Source organism: Streptomyces sp. NPDC001220, assembly GCF_053597895.1.
Map to the genome: position 1 here is coordinate 16,631 of NZ_JBSFJE010000020.1, position 18,124 is coordinate 34,754.

Here is an 18,124-nt window from a genome sequence, read left to right on the forward strand (position 1 = left end):
CTCCCCGAGGACGTCTGCCGTGCCGTTCCCCCCGCCGCCGCGTACCCCTTGGGGAGTACGCAGAAGGAGCCTGATCGTCTCGGCGGCCTCGGCCGCCGTGCTGGCGGGCTGTTCCGCCGATACCGACTCCGCCGGCCGCGGCGGCAGCACGTCGGTCACCGCGCGGGCACGCGCGCGTGCGGCCCGGGACAGCCAGGCGCTGCTCCGGCAGTACGACGCCGTCCTCGCCGCCCACCCCGGGCTCGCGGAGCGGCTGCGGCCGCTGCGGACCCAGGTGGCGGCCCACGCGGCGGCTTTCACCGAGGGTTCGGCGACCACGGCCTCGCCCACCGCGACGGGCTCCCCCTCGGCCGCGGCATCGGCCCCCGAGGCTCCGGCCGACGAGAAGTCCGCGCTCGCCTCGCTGGCCGCCGCCGAGCGCGCCCTCGCCGACCGGCGGGCCAGGGAACTGCTGGACGTGCCCGGCGAACTGGCGCGGCTGCTGGCCGGGGTGGCGGCGTCCGGGTCCGCGCACGCCTACCTGCTGACGGAGGGTGAGAAGTGAGCGACGAGGCCGAGGCCGGGATGCTGAGGGCACTCCAGGCGGCACTGGCGGCCGAGCACGCGGCGGTCTACGGGTACGGCGTCGTCGGCGGCCGGATCGGCACGCGGCGGCTGACCGAGGCCCGCTCGGCCTACGACGCGCACCGGGCCCGCCGGGACGCGCTCGCCCGCGAGGTGCGGGACCTGGGCGCCGCGCCCGTCGCCGCGAGCGCGGCCTACGCGCTGCCGTTCGCCGTCACCGACGCGGTGACGGCCGTACGGCTCGCCGCCGAGCTGGAGGAGCGGGTGGCCGACGTGTACTCCGACCTGGTCCGGGCCTCCTCCGGCGCGCGGCGCGGGTCGGCGGCCGGGGCGCTGCGGGAGGCCGCGGTGCGGGCCGTGCGGTGGAGCGGGCAGAGCGTAGCCTTCCCTGGGCTCGCCGAACGGGACGCGCCGCTGGGCCGGGCCGGCGGTCCGGCCTCGCCTTCGGCCACACCTTCGGTCACGTCAACTCCGTAGAGCACCAGAGCAGGAAAGGAACGACTCGCGTATGGCCTTCGAACCGCCGCGGCGCCTGGTGAGGGCGCTCGGTGAGACGGCGCCGGACGGTGACGAGTGGCTGGAGAAGCTGCCGGGTGCGGTGGAACACGCCCTCGCCCTACGCGAGTTGACCGTGGAGCGGGTGCAGGTGCCCGGCGGGCGCAGCAGCGTCGTCCTGCTGGTGCGACGGGCGGACGGGACACCGGCGGTGCTGAAGCTGGCGCCGCGGCGGGCCCGGCCGGAGAGCGAGGCCGCGGCGCTGGCGCACTGGGGCGGCCTGGGTGCCGTACGGCTGCTGGACGCGGACCGGGCCGACGGGGTGCTGCTGCTGGAGCGGCTGCATCCGGAGGTCTCGGTGCGGTCGCTGCCCGAGGCGAAGGCGCTGCTGGAGGCGGCGGGGACGTTGCGGCGCCTGTGGGTGGAGCCGCCGGACGGGCCCGTCTTCGAGACGGTGGCGGAGCGGACCGGGCGGCAGGCCACGGCGATGCGGGCGTCCGCCGACCTCGAGGTGACCCCGCTGGTGGACGCGGCGCTCGTGGCCCGGGACGAATTGCTGGCCGCGCCTCCCGAGCGGCGGTTGCTGCATGGCACGTTCCGGCAGAGCAAGGTGCTGGCCGGGGAGCGGCTGCCGTGGCTGGCGGTGGGGCCGGACCCGGTGGTCGGGGAGTGCGCGTTCGATCTGGCGCGGCTGGTGCGCGACCGGGTGGAGGATCTGATCGCCTCCTCGTCGGGGGCGACGATCACGCGACGGCGGATCAAGCGGCTCGCGGAGTCGCTCGAGGTGGACCAGGAGCGGTTGCGGGGGTGGACGTTGTTCCGGGCGGTGGAGTCGGGTGTGCGGGCGCTTCGGGTGGGGCGGCCGAAGGACTCCGAGCTGTTGCTCGAATTCGCCGGGTGGCTCTAGGGCGGACGGATCGGGCGGCCTCGGTCGTCCGCGGACCGCGGGGATGTCGTGACCGGTCGCGCCCGCGCGGCGGAGCCGCACATCGGCACAGCCCCGTGCCCCTTCCGGGGTGTCCGGCTGCCGGTGTTGCCCCTCGCCGTCGTGGCGGCGACCGGCTGCCGGTGTTGCCGCTCGCCGTCGTGGCGGCGTCCGCCCGCTCCGTGCCGTCCGGGGCGAACACCCTGGCCCCCGCGGAGCGGAAGAACCGTCTGAGACGTTCCTGAAAAGCCGCGGCGGCCCCCGGTGTGTCACCAGGGGCCGCCGCAGCGGGAGTTGAAGCTCAGTTCGCGGTGAGGCGGGCGATCGCCTCGTCCACCGTCAGCTCCTCGCGCTCGCCCGTCTTGCGGTCCTTCAGCTCCAGGACGCCCTCGCCGGAGCGGCGGCCCGCGACCAGGATCTGCGGCACTCCGATCAGCTCGGCGTCCGTGAACTTCACCCCCGGGGTGACCCCGGCCCGGTCGTCGACCAGGACACGCAGCCCGGCGGCGCGCAGCTTCTCGGAGACGTCCAGGGCGAGTTCGGTCTGCAGGGCCTTGCCGGCGGCGACGACGTGCACGTCGGCCGGGGCGACCTCGCGGGACCAGACCAGGCCGTGCTCGTCGGCGGTCTGCTCGGCGAGGGCGGCGACGGCGCGGGAGACGCCGATGCCGTAGGAGCCCATCGTCACGCGGACCGGCTTGCCGTGCTGGCCGAGGACGTCGAGCTTGAGCGCGTTGGTGTACTTCTGGCCCAGCTGGAAGATGTGGCCGATCTCGATGGCGCGGTCCAGCTTGAGGCCGGTGCCGCACTTCGGGCAGGGGTCGCCCTCCAGCACGACGACGACATCCACGTACTCGTCGACGGTGAAGTCACGGTCCGCCACGACGTTCTTGGCGTGCGTGCCCACCTTGTTGGCACCGGTGATCCAGGCGGTACCCGCGGCCACGCGCGGGTCGGCGATGTACTTCACCTTCTCGCCGAGACCCTGCGGGCCGACGTAACCGCGGACCAGGTCGGGACGGCCGGCGAAGTCGGACTCGGTGACCAGCTCGACGGCGGCCGGGGCGAAGTGCTCCTCGACCTTGCCCAGGTCGACCTCGCGGTCGCCCGGTACGCCCACGGCCACGATCTCGCCGTCGACCTTCACCAGGAGGTTCTTCAGGGTGGCGGAGGCCGGGACGCCGAGGTGGGCGGCGAGGGTCTCGATGGTCGGGGTGTCCGGGGTCGGGATCTCCTCGAGGGCGGGCACGCCGGAGGCGTCCACCGCCTTCAGCTCGTACGTGATCGCCTCGGTGTTGGCCGCGAAGTCGCAGTTCGGGCAGTCGGCGAAGGTGTCCTCGCCGGCCTCGGCCGGGGCCAGGAACTCCTCCGACTTCGAGCCGCCCATGGCGCCGGCGGTGGCGGCGACGATGCGGTAGTCGAGGCCGAGGCGCTCGAAGATCCGCTGGTACGCCTCGCGGTGCAGGGCGTACGACTTGGCGAGGCCTTCGTCGTCCAGGTCGAAGGAGTAGGAGTCCTTCATCAGGAACTCACGGCCGCGCAGGATGCCGGCCCGCGGGCGGGCCTCGTCCCGGTACTTGTTCTGGATCTGGTAGAGGATGACCGGCAGGTCCTTGTAGGAGGACGCCTGGTCCTTCACCAGCAGGGTGAAGATCTCCTCGTGGGTGGGGCCGAGAAGGTAGTCGCCGCCCTTGCGGTCCTGGAGACGGAACAGCTCCTGGCCGTACTCGTCCCAGCGGCCGGTCGCCTCGTACGGCTCCCGGGGCAGGAGGGCCGGGAGCAGCACCTCCTGGGCGCCGATCGCGTCCATCTCCTCGCGGACGATCCGCTCGATGTTGGACAGCACCTTCAGGCCGAGGGGCAGCCAGGACCAGATGCCGGCGGCCGTGCGGCGGACGTAGCCGGCGCGGACGAGGAGCTTGTGGCTGAGGACCTCGGCGTCCGCCGGGTCGTCACGCAGCGTCTTCGCCATCAACTTGGACATGCGTTGGACCGGTGCGTTCGCCATGGTTCTCGTACTCCTGCCGGAAAAGGTTGATGGCTAGGAGGTTAGCCGGGCTCACTGTGCCGGTGGAAATCGGTTAACGGCGTTCGGTACCCCTGCGGCGCAGCGGCAGGGGGGCGCCCATCACGGCGTACGGCCTGGGCGCGCTCGGGAAGTGGACCTGGCGGGCGAGATCCACATACCCGAGGGAGTGGTAGAGGCCGCGGGCCGGGCTGTCGGTGTCGATCGCGGAGAGGATCGAGCGGGGCTCGGCGGTGCCGTCGGTGATCGTGGTGATCAGCCGGCGGCCGATGCCGCGGTTCTGGTGACGCGGGTGCACATGCAGTTCGGTGATCACGAAGGAGTCGTCGAGCCAGCCGGCGTGGCCCTGGACGCGCAGGTAGGGCTCCACGACGGTGGACCACCAGTGGGTGCGGCTGTTCGGCATGCCGTAGACGAAGCCCACGAGCAGGCCGTCGGCGGTCGCGCCGAGGGCTCTGGCGCCGGGGTACTGCATGTGGCGCACGACGATCTGACGGCGTACGGCTACCTCGTCGGGGCCCAGGCCGAAGGCGATCGCTTGGACTGCCAGGGCCTCGTCCACGTGGGAGGAGAGGTCCAGGGGGCCGATCACGAGGTCCATGTGGGGAGGGTACAGGGGGTGGAGCGCCGTCGTCCGGGTGCGAGTGCGTTGTGGTCGCTCGCGCAGTTCCGCGCGCCCCGGGTCGGCTGCTCGTGCCGGCTGTCAGAAAGGAACTCGTGACGGCTGCCAAAACGAACTGTCAGAAAGGAGCTCGTGACGGCTGCCAAAAACGAACTGTCAGAACAGCACGCTCATGAAGGCTCCTACCTCCTGGAAGCCCACCCGCAGATACGTCCTTCTCGCCGCCGTGTTGAAGTCGTTGACGTAGAGGCTGACCACGGGGGCCACATCGGCCAGCGCGTAGCGCAGCACCGCCGCCATCCCGGGAGCCGCCAGGCCCATGCCCCGGTACTCGGGAGCCACCCACACGCCCTGGATCTGGCAGGCCTGAGAGGTCGCCGCGCCGATCTCCGCCTTGAAGACCACCCGGCCGCTGTCGTCGAGCCGGGCGAAGGAGCGGCCGGAGCCGACGAGTTCGGCGACCCGCGCCTGGTAGAGGAGGCCGCCGTCGCCGGCCAGCGGGGAGACGCCCACCTCCTCGGTGAACATCGCCACGCACGCCGGCATGATCGTCTCCATCTCGTCCTTGCGGATGCGGCGGACGTACGGATCCGGGGCGATGCCGACCGGCATCCGCTCGGTGACCATCAGGGGCTGGTGGGCGCGGACCTCGCGGGCCGGGCCCCAGTGCGGTTCGAGGAGGCGCCACAACTGGGTGGTGGCCTCGCTGGGCCCGACGATCGAGGAACAGCGGCGGCCGGCCCGGCGGGCGCGGTCGGCGAACGCGCGGACCGCGCGCGGGGTGGCACAGATCGGGACCAGGTTGGCGCCGGCGTAGCAGAGGGACGTGAGCATGCCGTCCTCGTACCAGCCCCACATCTCGCCGCCCAGGCGCCAGGGGTCGAGGCCGGCCACCTGGACGCGGGAGGTCACGAAGGCGTTCGTGACCGGCTCGCGGTCGAGTACGGCGAGCGCGGCGTCCAGGTCGCTCGGTTCGAGCACCCGAGAGGTGGTCTGCGTCAACACGTGCGGGGCCTCACGCTGAGGGGTTCTGCTGATCTCCGCACTGTACCTGCGGAAGCTTGGCGGTGCCGCCCCGTGTGGGTGACCGCCGGCCTTGCCGTACCGGTGGCCGTAGTCCCGTCGCCGGGGGCCGCCGCCCCCGGATCCCCGCTCTGTGTCGCCTGCGAGCTCGGGAGGCATGGGTGTGTGCGAGTGCGGGTCGTCGGGGGCTGGTCGCGCAGTTCCCCGCGCCCCTCTCGGGCGCCTGGACCCGGCGGGGCCGAAGGGGCTCAGCCCCTTCAGGACGGGACGGGCGGGGGCGGGTGACTCCCGCCGCCGCCCGAAGAGCTTCCTCAGCCCGCCACCGACACCGACGGCTCTCCCGATTCCTCAGCCCGCCACCGACACCGACGGCTCTCCCGACTCCGTGCCCTCCGCCTCCATCTGTTCGGCCAGCTTCATGGCCTCCTCGATGAGGGTCTCCACGATCTTCGACTCGGGGACGGTCTTGATGACCTCGCCCTTGACGAAGATCTGGCCCTTGCCGTTGCCGGAGGCGACGCCGAGGTCGGCCTCGCGGGCCTCGCCGGGGCCGTTCACGACGCAGCCCATGACGGCGACGCGCAGCGGGACCTCCATGCCGGTCAGGCCCGCCGTGACCTCCTCGGCCAGCTTGTAGACGTCGACCTGGGCGCGGCCGCAGGACGGGCAGGAGACGATCTCCAGGCCGCGCTGCTTGAGGTTCAGGGACTCCAGGATCTGGTTGCCGACCTTGACCTCCTCGACCGGAGGAGCCGACAGGGAGACCCGGATGGTGTCGCCGATGCCCTGGGAGAGCAGCGCGCCGAAGGCGACCGCCGACTTGATCGTGCCCTGGAAGGCCGGGCCGGCCTCCGTGACGCCGAGGTGCAGCGGGTAGTCGCACTGGGCGGCGAGCTGCCGGTAGGCCTCGATCATCACGACCGGGTCGTTGTGCTTGACGGAGATCTTGATGTCCCGGAAGTCGTGCTCCTCGAAGAGGGACGCCTCCCACAGGGCCGACTCGACCAGGGCCTCGGGGGTCGCCTTGCCGTACTTCTGCAGCAGCCGGCGGTCCAGGGAGCCGGCGTTGACGCCGATGCGAATCGGGGTGCCGTGGTCCTTCGCGGCCGCCGCGATCTCCTTGACCTTGTCGTCGAACTGCTTGATGTTGCCGGGGTTGACGCGGACGGCCGCGCAGCCGGCCTCGATGGCCGCGAAGACGTACTTGGGCTGGAAGTGGATGTCCGCGATGACGGGGAGCTGGGACTTCCGCGCGATGGTGGCGAGGGCGTCGGCGTCGTCCTGGGTGGGGCAGGCGACGCGGACGATCTGGCAGCCGGACGCGGTCAGCTCGGCGATCTGCTGGAGGGTGGCGCCGATGTCCGACGTACGGGTCGTGGTCATCGACTGCACCGAGACCGGGGCGTCTCCGCCGACAGCCACGGAGCCGACCTGGATCTGCCGGCTCTTCCGGCGCTCGGCGAGCTTGGTCGGAACGGACGGCATGCCGAGAGAAATCGCAGTCATCTGCTGTGCAACCCCAAGTCGTGGATCTAGGTCCAGGTCCCGTCGAAAGCGGGTTCCAGACTCCGAGATTACGGCACCGGGCCAGGCGCCAGCACATCCCCTACGGGTAAACCCACTCAATGGAAGCGACCCGGAACACAGCGTTCCGGGCCGCTTCGAACGCCGTATGGCTACGAGATTTTCACGGGGTTAACCACGTCGGCCACCAGGACGAGCAAAGTGAAGCAGATGAACACGCCCGCCACCACGTAGGCCACCGGCATCAGCTTCGCCACGTCGAAGGGGCCGGGGTCCGGGCGGCGCAGTAGCTTCGCCAGGTTCCGGCGCAGTGACTCCCACAGGGCGCCCGCGATGTGGCCGCCGTCCAGCGGGAGCAGCGGGAGCATGTTGAAGAGGAACAGCGAGAGGTTGAATCCGGCCACCAGCATCAGGGCCATGGCCAGCTGCTGGGTGGGCGGGATGTCGAGCGTGAAGATCTCGCCGCCGACCCGTGCCGCGCCGACCACGCCCATCGGGGAGTCCGGCTGCCGGGGGGCGCCGTCGAAGGCCGCGTCCCACAGGGCCGGGATCTTCCCGGGCAGACCCGCGATGGAGTCGACGGCCTCGCCGAGCCGGTCGCCCATCCACGTCACCGACTGGCCGAGGTCCTGGCGGACGATGCCGGTGGCGGCGCTGAAGCCGAGGAAGCCGGCGGTGACGTACTGGCCCTGGACGATCTGACCGCCGGAGTCCTTCTTGGCGACCTGGTTGCTGGCGATCTTCGCGTGCAGGGTGACGTCCTGGCCCTTGCGGTCGACGACGACCGCGACGTCCTTGCCGGGGGTGGCGCGGATCAGGTCGGAGAGCTGGTTCCAGCTGGTGGTCCGCACCCCGTCGAAGGAGACGATCTTGTCACCGGCCTTCAGACCCGCGGCGGCGGCCGGGGAGGCCGCGTCGGTCTTCTTGCAGGTGTCGCGGTTCTCGCTCTGGGCGATCACGCACTGGGAGACCGAGCTGACGGTGGTGGTCTGCTGGCTGATGCCGAAGCCCATCAGGACCGTGAGGAACAGTGCCACCGCGAGGATCAGGTTCATGAAGGGGCCCGCGAACATCACGATCACGCGCTTCCAGGGAGCGCGCGTGTAGAAGAGGCGGCTCTCGTCGCCGGGCTGGAGCTCCTCGAAGGCGGCCGAGCGGGCGTCCTCGATCATGCTGCGCCAGGGGGAGGTGGAGCGCGCGGTGATACGGCCTTCGGCGCCCGGCGGGAACATGCCGATCATGCGGATGTAGCCGCCGGCCGGGATGGCCTTGAAGCCGTACTCGGTGTCGCCCCTGCGCCGCGACCAGATGGTCGGGCCGAAGCCGACCATGTACTGCGGGACGCGGATGCCGAAGAGCTTGGCGGTGGAGAGATGCCCCAGCTCGTGCCAGGCGATCGAGACCAGCAGGCCGATCACGAAGACGACTATGCCGAGGATCATCATCAGGGCTGTCATGCACGCGCCTCCGCGGTCGCCGTCTGTGCTGTCAGTTCCCGGGCCCGGGCTCGTGCCCAGGTCTCCGCTTCGAGTACGTCCGGCACGGTGAGCGAAGTTCCCGTCCGGCCCGTACGGGGTGTGCCGTGTTCCTCGACGACCCGGGTGACGGTATCCATGATCCCGTTGAAGGGCAGCAGACCGCTCCGGAACGCCTCGACGCATTCCTCGTTGGCCGCATTGAACACCGCCGGGGCGGTGCCCGCGAGCTCGCCGACGTGCCGGGCGAGGTTCACCGAGGGGAAGGCCTCGTTGTCCAGCGGGAAGAACTCCCAGGTGGAGGCCTTGCTCCAGTCGAAGGCCGGGGCCGCGTCCGGGACCCGTTCGGGCCAGCCGAGACCGATGGCGATCGGCCCTCGCATGTCGGGGGGCGTCGCCTGCGCGATCGTGGATCCGTCCGTGAACTCGACCATCGAGTGGACATACGACTGCGGGTGCACGACCACCTCAATCCGATCGAAGGGAATGTCGTAGAGGAGGTGCGCCTCGATGACTTCCAGTCCCTTGTTGACCAGGGTGGCGGAGTTGATCGTGATGACCGGCCCCATCGCCCAGGTGGGGTGGGCGAGCGCTTCGTCGACGGTCACCCGGGCCAGGTCGGCCTTGGTGCGTCCCCGGAAGGGCCCCCCGGACGCCGTGACGACCAGCTTGCGGACGTCGGCCCGCGTCCCCGCGGCCAGCGACTGGAAGAGCGCCGCGTGTTCGGAGTCGACCGGGATGATCTGGCCGGGCTTGGCCAGCGCCTTGACCAGGGGGCCCCCGACGATCAGCGACTCCTTGTTGGCGAGTGCGAGGGTGCGGCCCGCCTCCAGTGCGGCGAGGGTCGGCGCGAGGCCGATGGAGCCGGTGATGCCGTTGAGGACGGTGTGGCAGTCGGACGCGGCGACCTGGGTGGCCGCGTCGGGCCCGGCGAGGATCTCGGGGAGCGGTTCACCGGTTCCGTAGAGCGCCGTCAGTGCCTCGCGCAGCGCCGGTACGACGTCCTCGCGGGCGACCGCGACGGTCCGTACCCGCAGCCGGTGCGCCTGCTCGGCGAGGAGGGCGACCCGGCCGCCGTTGGCGGACAGGGCGGTGACCCGGAAGCGGTCGGGGTTGCGCAGGACGAGGTCGATGGCCTGGGTGCCGATGGATCCGGTGGAGCCGAGGATCACCACGCCCTTGGGTCCGTCGCCCGCGAGCGGGTCGTACACCAGGTGCGGGTCGGCGAGGGGGGCCGGACTGGCAGGACTGTCGGTCATCCCCCCATTGTGGCGGCAACGGGTGGCCGGAAGGACAGGGCGTCCCCTCCATGGGCGGTGCGATACGCTATATACGCAGGGCCCGGCTTGATATACGAGGAGTGTCGCCATGGCCAAGACTCTGATCGACATCGACGAGGAACTGCTGGCGCAGGCGGCCATAGCGTTCGGGACCAAGACGAAGAAGGACACCGTCAACGCGGCCCTGCGGGATGGCGTCGAGCGCAAGAAGCGCGCTCTCGCGCTGGCCTGGCTGGCCGCAAAGGCCGACGCGGGCGACTTCGACGTCCTCCTGGACAAGGCGAACTATCGGCGATGAGCGCAGCCAAATTCCTCATCGATACAAGCGCCCTGGTCCGCATCCTCAGGGACCCGGCACGTGCCGACTGGCAGAAGCCCTTGGCCGAGGGGCTCATCGCTCGCTGCCCGATCACCGAGATCGAGTTCCTCTACAGCGCCAAGAACGCCGAGGATCGCGAGCAGACGATCCAGCGTCTGGACACCCTGTTCAGTTGGACACCGATGGACGACCGCGCGGTCACGCGGGCATGGCAGGTCCAGGAGGAGCTGACCGTCAAGGGCCAGCACCGCTCGGCGGGAGCGGTCGACCTGCTCGTCGCCGCCACCGCCGAGATACAGGGCCTCACCGTGCTGCACTACGACAACGACTTCGAGACCATCGCGTCGGTCACCGGCCAGCCCGCCCAGTGGCTCATGCCACCGGGCAGCCTGTAGCAGCAGCCGTCCTCATCCGAACGGGCGGCGGACGTTCTCCCGCGCGGACGGTCCGGGGGTCGCGTCGGCGATCCACGGGCCCTCGCCCGACGGGTCGACGATCCCCCGCTCCAGCCATTCGTAGGAGCCGCCGAGAACGCCCTTGACGACCTTGCGGTCCAGTTCGTCGGTGTTCGACCAGAGGCGGGTGAACAGCTCGTCGACGCGGACCCGGGCCTGCCGGCAGAACGCGTCGGCGAGCTGGTAGGCCTCGCGGCCGTGGTCGCCCTGGCTGCGCAGCAGTTCGGCGCGGACACAGGCCGCGCTCATCGCGAACAGCTCGGCGCCGATGTCCACGATCCGGCCCAGGAAGCCCTGCTTGGTCTCCATCCGGCCCTGCCAGCGGGACATGGCGTAGAAGGTGGACCGGGCGAGCTTGCGGGCGTGCCGCTCGACATAGCGCAGATGCGGGGAGAGGTCCACGCCGTGCTTGAAGTCGGCGTACGACGTGGGGAGCTGGCCCGGTCCCGCGACCAGCTTCGGCAGCCACTTGGCGTAGAAGACGCCCGCGTTCGCGCCCGCCTTCGCCTTGTCCTGGAGGGACTTGTCGGGGTCGATGAGGTCGCCCGCGACCGACAGGTGGGCGTCCACCGCCTCGCGCGCGATCAGCAGGTGCATGATCTCCGTGGAGCCCTCGAAGATGCGGTTGATGCGCAGGTCGCGCAGGAGCTGCTCGGCGGGGACGGCGCGTTCGCCGCGTGCCGCGAGGGACTCCGCCGTCTCGAAGCCGCGGCCGCCGCGGATCTGCACCAGCTCGTCCGCCATCAGACAGCCCATCTCGGAGCCGTAGAGCTTGGCGAGGGCGGCCTCGATACGGATGTCGTTGCGGCTCTCGTCGGCCATCTGGGAGGACAGGTCGACGACCGCCTCCAGGGCGAAGGTGGTCGCCGCGATGAAGCTGATCTTGGAGCCGACCGCCTCGTGCAGCGCGACCGGCTTGCCCCACTGCTCGCGGGCGGCCGACCACTCGCGGGCGATCTTCAGACACCACTTGCCCGCGCCCACGCACATCGCGGGGAGCGAGAGCCGGCCGGTGTTGAGGGTGGTGAGGGCGATCTTCAGACCCGCGCCCTCGGGGCCGATGCGGTTGGCCGCCGGGACCCGGACCTGGTGGAAGCGGGTGACGCCGTTCTCGAGGCCGCGCAGGCCCATGAAGGCGTTGCGGTTCTCGACGGTGATGCCCGGCGAGTCCGCCTCGACGACGAAGGCCGTGATGCCGCCCTTGGCGCCCTCGGTCCTGGGCACGCGGGCCATGACCACGAGGAGGTCGGCGACCACGCCGTTGGTGGTCCAGAGCTTCACCCCGTCCAGGACGTAGTCGTCCCCGTCCCGCACGGCGGTGGTGGCCAGACGCGCCGGGTCCGAGCCGACGTCCGGCTCGGTGAGCAGGAACGCCGAGATGTCGGTGCGGGCGCAGCGTGGCAGGAAGGCGTCCTTCTGCTCCTGGGTGCCGAAGATCTTCAGTGGCTGCGGGACGCCGATCGACTGGTGGGCGGAGAGCAGCGCGCCGACCGCCGGGTTCGCGGAGCCGGCCAGGGCGAGGGCCTTGTTGTAGTAGACCTGGGTGAGGCCGAGGCCGCCGTACTTGGTGTCGATCTTCATGCCGAGGGCGCCGATCTCCTTGAGGCCGGCGATCACCTCGTCCGGGATGCGCGCCTCGCGCTCGATGCGGGCCGAGTCGATCTTCGTCTCGCAGAACTCGCGGAGCCGGACGAGGAACTCCTCGCCGCGGCGCACGTCCTCGTCCGCGGGGAGCGGGTGCGGATGGATGAGGTCGAGCCGGAAGCGCCCGAGGAACAGTTCCTTGGCGAAGCTGGGCTTGTGCCAGTCCTGTTCCCGGGCGGCCTCCGCCACCTGACGGGCCTCGCGCTCGGTGACGGTGGGTTTCTTGGTGGTGGGGGCGGACATTGGGGCTCACCTCGCCGCGAAAGGGGATGTTGAGGACCGTTCGTTACCGACCAGTGCTACTGGATCGTTGGTACCCGAAACGGGCCGCCCCCACCAGCCCTCGCGGTCCGATCGGGTCACCCGGACCCGTCGGCGCGGTCCGCGGTGTTGCATCGGGGGGTTCTTCCGGGGGACGGTTCGGCGAGAGTGCGCCGCCAATTCGCTGTCGAAGCGCTTCGACAGCCTATGGACACCCACCCCCACTGAAGCTACTGTCGAACCACCCTCACCCACCCTTGTCAGCAATGCGCACTGTCGAAGCGCTTCACAAACTTGGAGAGCTGGATGGTCACCCTCGCCGAGGTCGCCCAGCACGCCGGAGTCTCGGCGAGCACGGTGAGCTATGTCCTCAGCGGCAAGCGGTCCATCTCCACCACCACCCGGCAGCGGGTCGAACAGAGCATCCGGGAGCTGGGCTACCACCCGAACGCGGGTGCCCGCGCCCTGGCCAGCAGCCGGTCGAACATCATCGCGCTCATGATCCCGCTGCGTACGGACATGTACGTGCCGGTGATGATGGAGATCGCGATCGCGGTGGCCACCGCGGCCCGTACGCACGGCTACGACGTCCTGCTGCTCACCGGTGAGGAGGGGCCGGACGCGGTGCGCCGGGTCACCGGCAGCGGGCTGGCCGACGCGATGATCCTGATGGACGTGGAACTGGAGGACGAACGGCTGCCGCTGCTCCGGGGGACCGACCAGCCCTCCGTGCTCATCGGACTGCCCGCCTCCACCACCGGACTGACCTGTGTCGATCTCGACTTCGGGGCGACCGGGGCGCTGTGCGTGGAGCACCTCGCCAAGCTCGGCCACCACGACATCGCTGTCATCGGCGAGGCCCCCGCGGTCTACGAGCGGCACACCGGCTTCGCCGAGCGCACCCTCGACGGACTCCGGTCCCGGGCCCGGGAGTTGGGCCTCAGGGTGCTGCACAGGCCGTGCGAGGGCGGATACGACGCGATGGCCGTCACGCTGGCCCGGATCTTCGACGAGCGCCCGGGCACCACGGGCTTCGTCGTCCAGAACGAGTCCGCGGTGGAGCCGCTGCTCGCGCTGCTGCGCCAGCAGGGCCGGGCCGTGCCCGAGGACGTGTCGGTGGTCGCGATCTGCCCGGACCAGGTCGCCGTCCAGGCCTCGGTGCGGCTGACGTCGGTCGCCATCCCCGCGCAGGAGATGGGCCGGTACGCCGTGGAGCACCTGGTCGCCAAGCTGGACGGCCGGGGCGGCGACGAAGTCGTCCTGATCGCGCCCGAGCTGACGGTACGGGCGAGCACGGGCCCGGCGCCCGCCGGGTCCTGACCCCTTCGCAGTGCCCCGCCGTTCTGGGGCACCCCCATGTCTGCACTCATTCAGGAGCCCGCCTCGTGAATCAGCCTGCCGAAATCCCGCCCGCCGGGGCACCGCCCAAGGTGAGCCTCGCGCAGTCCTCCCCCACCGTCGGCACCTTCCGTGAGCGGGACGGTGCCCTGGAGTGGACCGGCCGCCAGGAGACGCTGCGGATCGAGCCGTGGGGGCCGGACGCGGTCCGGGTACGTGCCCGGCTCGGCGGTCCGGTCCTCGACGGTATGCCGGGCGCCCTGCTCGACGAGCCGCCGGCCACCGGGTCGACCGTCAAGATCGTCGACGGCGAGGGGCGGCTGACGGTCGGCGGCCTCACCGTCGAGGTGTCCGCCGAGGGCCTGGTCCGGTTCCTGCGCACCGACGACCTCACGGAGATCCTGGCGGAGCAGCGCGCCCACTTCTGGTGGCCCGGCTCGCGGCTCTACACCGCGGTGGGCAACGGCCACCACCGGCTGGAGCAGCGGTTCGCCGCCCACGAGGACGAGCGGCTGTACGGCCTGGGCCAGCACCAGCACGGACGCCTGGACCAGAAGGGCCTGGTCCTGGACCTGGTCCAGCGCAACGCCGAGGTCTCGGTCCCGGTGCTGGTCTCCAGCCGCGGCTACACCCTGCTGTGGAACAACCCCGCCATCGGCCGCGTCGAACTCGCCGGCAACGGCACCCGCTGGGTGGCCGACTCGGCCCGCCAGCTCGACTACTGGATCACCGCCGGCGATCCGGCCGACGGGCAGCGCAACTACAGCGCGGTGACCGGCCGTTCGCCGATGCTGCCGGAGTGGGCGGCGGGCTTCTGGCAGTGCAAGCTGCGCTACCGCACCCAGGACGAACTCCTGTCCGTGGCCCGGGAGTACAAGCGGCGCGGGCTGCCCCTCTCGGCGATCGTCTGCGACTTCTTCCACTGGACCCACCTCGGCGACTGGAAGTTCGACCCGAAGGAGTGGCCCGACCCGGCCGCGATGGTCCGCGAACTCGCCGAGCTGGGCGTCAAGCTGGTGGTGAGCGTGTGGCCGTCGGTCTCCCCGCTGTCCGAGAACCATCCGGCGATGGAGCAGCACGGCTACTTCATCGGCACCCAGTACGGTCCGATGGCGCACGCCGACTGGCCGGACAAGGAGGTGGCGTCGACGGTCCAGGTCGCCTTCTACGACGCCACCAACCCCGACGCCCGCGCCTTCGTGTGGTCCCGGGTGAAGGAGAACTACCTCGACCCGTACGGCATCACGGCGTTCTGGCTGGACGCCTGCGAGCCCGAGCTGAAGCCCGGCTTCCAGGAGAACCTGCGGTACTGGACGGGCCCGGGCCTGGAGGTCGGCAACAGCTACCCCGCCGAGAACTCCCGCACCTTCTACGAGGGCCTGCGGGCCCAGGGCGAGGAGGTCGTCACCCTCAACCGTTCGGCATGGGCGGGCAGCCAGCGCTACGGCGCCGCGCTGTGGTCCGGCGACATCGGCACCGACTTCGCCACCCTGCGCCGGCAGATCGCGGCCGGCCTCAACACGGCCCTGTCCGGCATCCCCTGGTGGAACACGGACATCGGCGGCTTCCACGGCGGCGACCCGGACGACCCGGCCTACCGCGAGGTGATGGTCCGCTGGTTCCAGTTCGGCGCCCTCTCCCCGCTGATGCGGCTGCACGGCTTCCGCGACCCGGGCACGCCGCTGGGTCCGGACATGACGGGCGGCCCGAACGAGGTCTGGTCGTACGGGGCCACGGCCGGCGCGATCCTGGAGAAGTACCTGCGGCTGCGCGAGCGCCTCAGGCCCTACGTCCTCCAGGTCATGCGGGAGGCCCACGAGGAGGGCCTGCCGGTGATGCGGCCGCTGTTCCTGGAGTTCCCGCAGGACCAGACGGCCTGGACGGTCGACGACGCCTATCTGTTCGGCCGGGACCTCCTGGTGGCACCGGTGCTGACGGCGGGCGCCACGGCCCGGACGGCGTATCTGCCGGCGGGCGCCCGGTGGACGGACGCGTGGACCGGTGAGTCGTACGAGGGCGGTACGGCGGTGACGGTGGACGCGCCGCTGGATCGTATCCCGCTGTTCCTGCGGGACGGGGCGGAGCTGCCGGTCACGGAGTAGCGCCGTCAGGCCACGGTCACCGGCCGGTTAATGTCTCAACTCAACGGTGTGGTCGGGCAGTTGGAGGGGGTAGTACGTATCCCCTCTCCCTGTCCCCCGCGAAGGGCCCCGTTGCCGTGTCCTCAGGACCGCTCTCCCTCACGCTCGCCAATCTGCTGCTCGGACCCGCCTCCCGCACCCGCCGCACGCCGGACCGGGTCTTCGACCGGCTGCTCGCCGCGGCCGGGCCGGCGGAGGGCGACGAGCCGTTCGCCGACGGCTTCCGTCACCTGCTGCGATGTTGGTCCCGCGCCGGGCACCTCACCCCCGTCGGCTGGCTGTCGGCGCGCGGCCACGTCGGCCGCCACCTCGCCAACCGGGCCCGGATCCGCCGGCTGCTCGCCGAACACCCCGGGATCGAGCGGGAGCCGGTCGACCGGCCGGTGTTCGTGGTGGGCCTGCCCCGCACCGCCACCACGCTCACGCACAGCGTGCTGTCCCTCTCCGCGGACCACCGCTGCCCGCTGCTCTGGGAATTGCTCACCCCCGGCCTCGAACCCGACCCCGCGGAACGGGAGCGGGCGGTCACCACCGCCCGCCGTCTGGTCGGCGGGATCAACCTCTTCGCCCCTGGCTTCCGCCACATCCACAACCTGCGCCCGGAGGGCCCGGAGGAGTGCACCTTCGCGCTGCCGCACACGGTGATGCCGCTGTCCCAGGCCGTCGTCCCGGAGTACCTGCCCTGGCACGAGAGCCATGACTTCGTGGCCGACTACCGCTACCTCAAGCAGATCTACCAGGTGCTCCAGTACGGCCGCCCGCGCCGCCGCTGGGTGCTGAAGTCCCCGCTGCACCTGGAGAACCTGGACGCGCTGCGCGCGGTCTTCCCGGACGCCACGATCGTGTGGACGCACCGCGATCCGGCCACCGCCGTGGCCTCGTTCTGCAGCCTGGTCGAGCACGGCATGGCGGTCAACACCCGCCCCCTCGACCTGAACTGGATCGGCGCCACCTGGCTGGAGCTGCTCAGCCGCTCGGCCGCCCGCGGCCTGGCCGCCCGTGCGCACATCCCCCGCGAGGCGCTGGTGGACGTGCCGTACACCTGGCTGGGCGCCGACCCGGCGGCGGGCGCCCCGAAGCTCTACGCGGCCGTCGGCGCCCGCTGGACCGAGGCCGACGCGGCCCGCCTCCCCGCCGTCGCCGCCCGCCCCAGGGGCACCCGCGTGCACAGCTACGACCTGGCCCGCTACGGCCTCACCCGAGCGGACGTCGACACGGCCTTCGCCGACTACAACGCGCTGCGCGCGGAGGTCGACCGGGCGTGACCGCGTGGGGCCGGCCCCGCGACGCGCACGGGACCGGCCCGTCCGGCTCAGCTGCTGCTGACGGTGAGGCTGTTGGTGGTGAAGTTCAGGCCACCGGACGAGCTGGTGATCTCGTAGCCGAACTGCACGTCACCGATGGTCACGTTGCCGAACCAGCCCTTGGTGTCCTTGATCCACTTCAGGATCGGCAGGATGTCGATTGTGCCGGAGCTGGAGTTGGAGCTCCGGATGAACGAATAGACGTTGTTCGAGCCGTTGTTGCCCTTGTAGACGGTCCAGGTGTTGCTGCCCAGGGTGAGCGTGCCCTGCGAGGTGCCGAGCGGGCCGACGGCCCCGGTCTTGTTGACCCAGAGCATGATCTCGTTGGCGTATCCGGTGTCCCAGATGTCGTACGACGTGTTGTACGCGCCGGACGAGGGGACGGTCACGTTGTAGCTGCTGGTGAGCGAGGACAGCGAGGTGATCGTCTTGTTGATCACCTTCTTGGAGTTGGGGTACGACTTGATGCCGCCGGTGTTGGGGTGGTTGGCGGTGACGCCCCAGTTGGTGCCGGAGTTGGCCCAGATGCACTGGGTGCCGGCGCCGGAGCCCCAGATGTTGTTGTAGAGGGTGTAGCCGTCCAGCGTGGTGTTGCCCCACTGGTCGCAGGAGCTCCAGACGGCGGCCGAGGCGGGCGCCGAGGCGAGGCCGACGGTGGCGCCGAGGGCGAGTGCGGGGGCGATCAGGGCCGTGGCGGCCCTGCCGAGCGTGCGTGATGCCATGGTGTC

The 18,124-nt window shown here is 71.2% G+C and carries 16 protein-coding genes; 8 read left to right on the forward strand and 8 right to left on the reverse strand.

The genetic code is table 11. The features are described 5' to 3' along the window. The first annotated feature begins 19 nt into the window (after positions 1–19). From ACWDGI_RS36820 to ACWDGI_RS36830, 3 genes are read left to right on the forward strand one after another with little or no spacing between them, the layout of a single operon-like run. Positions 20–544 carry a hypothetical protein gene (locus ACWDGI_RS36820; RefSeq protein WP_450766719.1) on the forward strand — a complete coding sequence of 175 codons (525 nt, stop codon included), beginning with the start codon at positions 20–22 and terminating at the stop codon, positions 542–544. Between the two features lie 20 nt (positions 545–564). Continuing rightward, complete coding sequence (locus ACWDGI_RS36825) at positions 565–1,041, forward strand: ferritin-like domain-containing protein (protein ID WP_450766930.1); 477 nt, start codon at positions 565–567, stop codon at positions 1,039–1,041. 31 nt (positions 1,042–1,072) lie between these two features. Continuing rightward, entirely contained in the window at positions 1,073–1,966 is an 894-nt protein-coding gene (locus ACWDGI_RS36830; RefSeq protein WP_450766721.1) for an aminoglycoside phosphotransferase family protein, read from the forward strand. Between the two features lie 319 nt (positions 1,967–2,285). Here ACWDGI_RS36830 and ACWDGI_RS36835 read toward each other — a convergent pair whose 3' ends face one another. From ACWDGI_RS36835 to dxr, 6 genes are all read right to left on the reverse strand, one after another. Beyond that, positions 2,286–3,992: a proline--tRNA ligase gene (locus tag ACWDGI_RS36835; RefSeq protein ID WP_450766723.1), complete on the reverse strand. Its 1,707-nt coding sequence runs from the start codon at positions 3,990–3,992 to the stop codon at positions 2,286–2,288. 73 nt (positions 3,993–4,065) lie between these two features. After that, entirely contained in the window at positions 4,066–4,611 is a 546-nt protein-coding gene (locus ACWDGI_RS36840) for a GNAT family N-acetyltransferase (protein ID WP_450766725.1), read from the reverse strand. Between the two features lie 177 nt (positions 4,612–4,788). After that, positions 4,789–5,637 carry a GNAT family N-acetyltransferase gene (locus tag ACWDGI_RS36845; RefSeq protein ID WP_450766727.1) on the reverse strand — a complete coding sequence of 283 codons (849 nt, stop codon included), beginning with the start codon at positions 5,635–5,637 and terminating at the stop codon, positions 4,789–4,791. Between the two features lie 366 nt (positions 5,638–6,003). After that, complete coding sequence (gene ispG, locus ACWDGI_RS36850; RefSeq protein WP_351747546.1) at positions 6,004–7,161, reverse strand: flavodoxin-dependent (E)-4-hydroxy-3-methylbut-2-enyl-diphosphate synthase; 1,158 nt, start codon at positions 7,159–7,161, stop codon at positions 6,004–6,006. A 170-nt stretch (positions 7,162–7,331) separates the two neighbouring features. Further along, positions 7,332–8,624 carry a M50 family metallopeptidase gene (locus ACWDGI_RS36855; protein ID WP_450766932.1) on the reverse strand — a complete coding sequence of 431 codons (1,293 nt, stop codon included), beginning with the start codon at positions 8,622–8,624 and terminating at the stop codon, positions 7,332–7,334. An 8-nt stretch (positions 8,625–8,632) separates the two neighbouring features. Further along, positions 8,633–9,913 (reverse strand): 1-deoxy-D-xylulose-5-phosphate reductoisomerase, encoded by a 1,281-nt coding sequence (gene dxr / locus ACWDGI_RS36860; protein ID WP_450766729.1) that lies wholly within the window; start codon positions 9,911–9,913, stop codon positions 8,633–8,635. Between the two features lie 109 nt (positions 9,914–10,022). Between dxr and ACWDGI_RS36865 the strand changes: the two genes are divergently transcribed. Both ACWDGI_RS36865 and ACWDGI_RS36870 read left to right on the forward strand, forming a co-directional pair. Beyond that, positions 10,023–10,232, forward strand: a complete 210-nt coding sequence (locus ACWDGI_RS36865; protein ID WP_217554895.1) for a type II toxin-antitoxin system VapB family antitoxin — start codon at positions 10,023–10,025, stop codon at positions 10,230–10,232. Next, positions 10,229–10,648, forward strand: a complete 420-nt coding sequence (locus tag ACWDGI_RS36870; protein ID WP_450766731.1) for a PIN domain-containing protein — start codon at positions 10,229–10,231, stop codon at positions 10,646–10,648. Before ACWDGI_RS36865 ends, ACWDGI_RS36870 begins: the two co-directional genes overlap by 4 nt. A 12-nt stretch (positions 10,649–10,660) precedes the next feature. Here ACWDGI_RS36870 and ACWDGI_RS36875 read toward each other — a convergent pair whose 3' ends face one another. Continuing rightward, positions 10,661–12,595, reverse strand: coding sequence for an acyl-CoA dehydrogenase family protein (locus tag ACWDGI_RS36875; RefSeq protein ID WP_450766733.1), 1,935 nt, complete (start codon positions 12,593–12,595; stop codon positions 10,661–10,663). Between the two features lie 324 nt (positions 12,596–12,919). On the opposite strand from ACWDGI_RS36875, the gene ACWDGI_RS36880 reads away from it, so the two are divergent. The 3 genes from ACWDGI_RS36880 (at position 12,920) to ACWDGI_RS36890 (ending at position 17,357) form a co-directional block, all read left to right on the forward strand. Beyond that, positions 12,920–13,933 (forward strand): LacI family DNA-binding transcriptional regulator, encoded by a 1,014-nt coding sequence (locus ACWDGI_RS36880; RefSeq protein ID WP_450766735.1) that lies wholly within the window; start codon positions 12,920–12,922, stop codon positions 13,931–13,933. 65 nt (positions 13,934–13,998) lie between these two features. Further along, a complete protein-coding gene (locus ACWDGI_RS36885) occupies positions 13,999–16,053 on the forward strand; it encodes a glycoside hydrolase family 31 protein (RefSeq protein ID WP_450766737.1) in 2,055 nt (684 codons plus the stop codon). Positions 16,054–16,169: 116 nt separating this feature from the next. Continuing rightward, positions 16,170–17,357: a sulfotransferase family protein gene (locus ACWDGI_RS36890; RefSeq protein ID WP_450766739.1), complete on the forward strand. Its 1,188-nt coding sequence runs from the start codon at positions 16,170–16,172 to the stop codon at positions 17,355–17,357. Positions 17,358–17,404: 47 nt separating this feature from the next. Here ACWDGI_RS36890 and ACWDGI_RS36895 read toward each other — a convergent pair whose 3' ends face one another. After that, entirely contained in the window at positions 17,405–18,118 is a 714-nt protein-coding gene (locus ACWDGI_RS36895) for a glycoside hydrolase family 12 protein (RefSeq protein ID WP_450766741.1), read from the reverse strand. Positions 18,119–18,124: the final 6 nt, after the last annotated feature.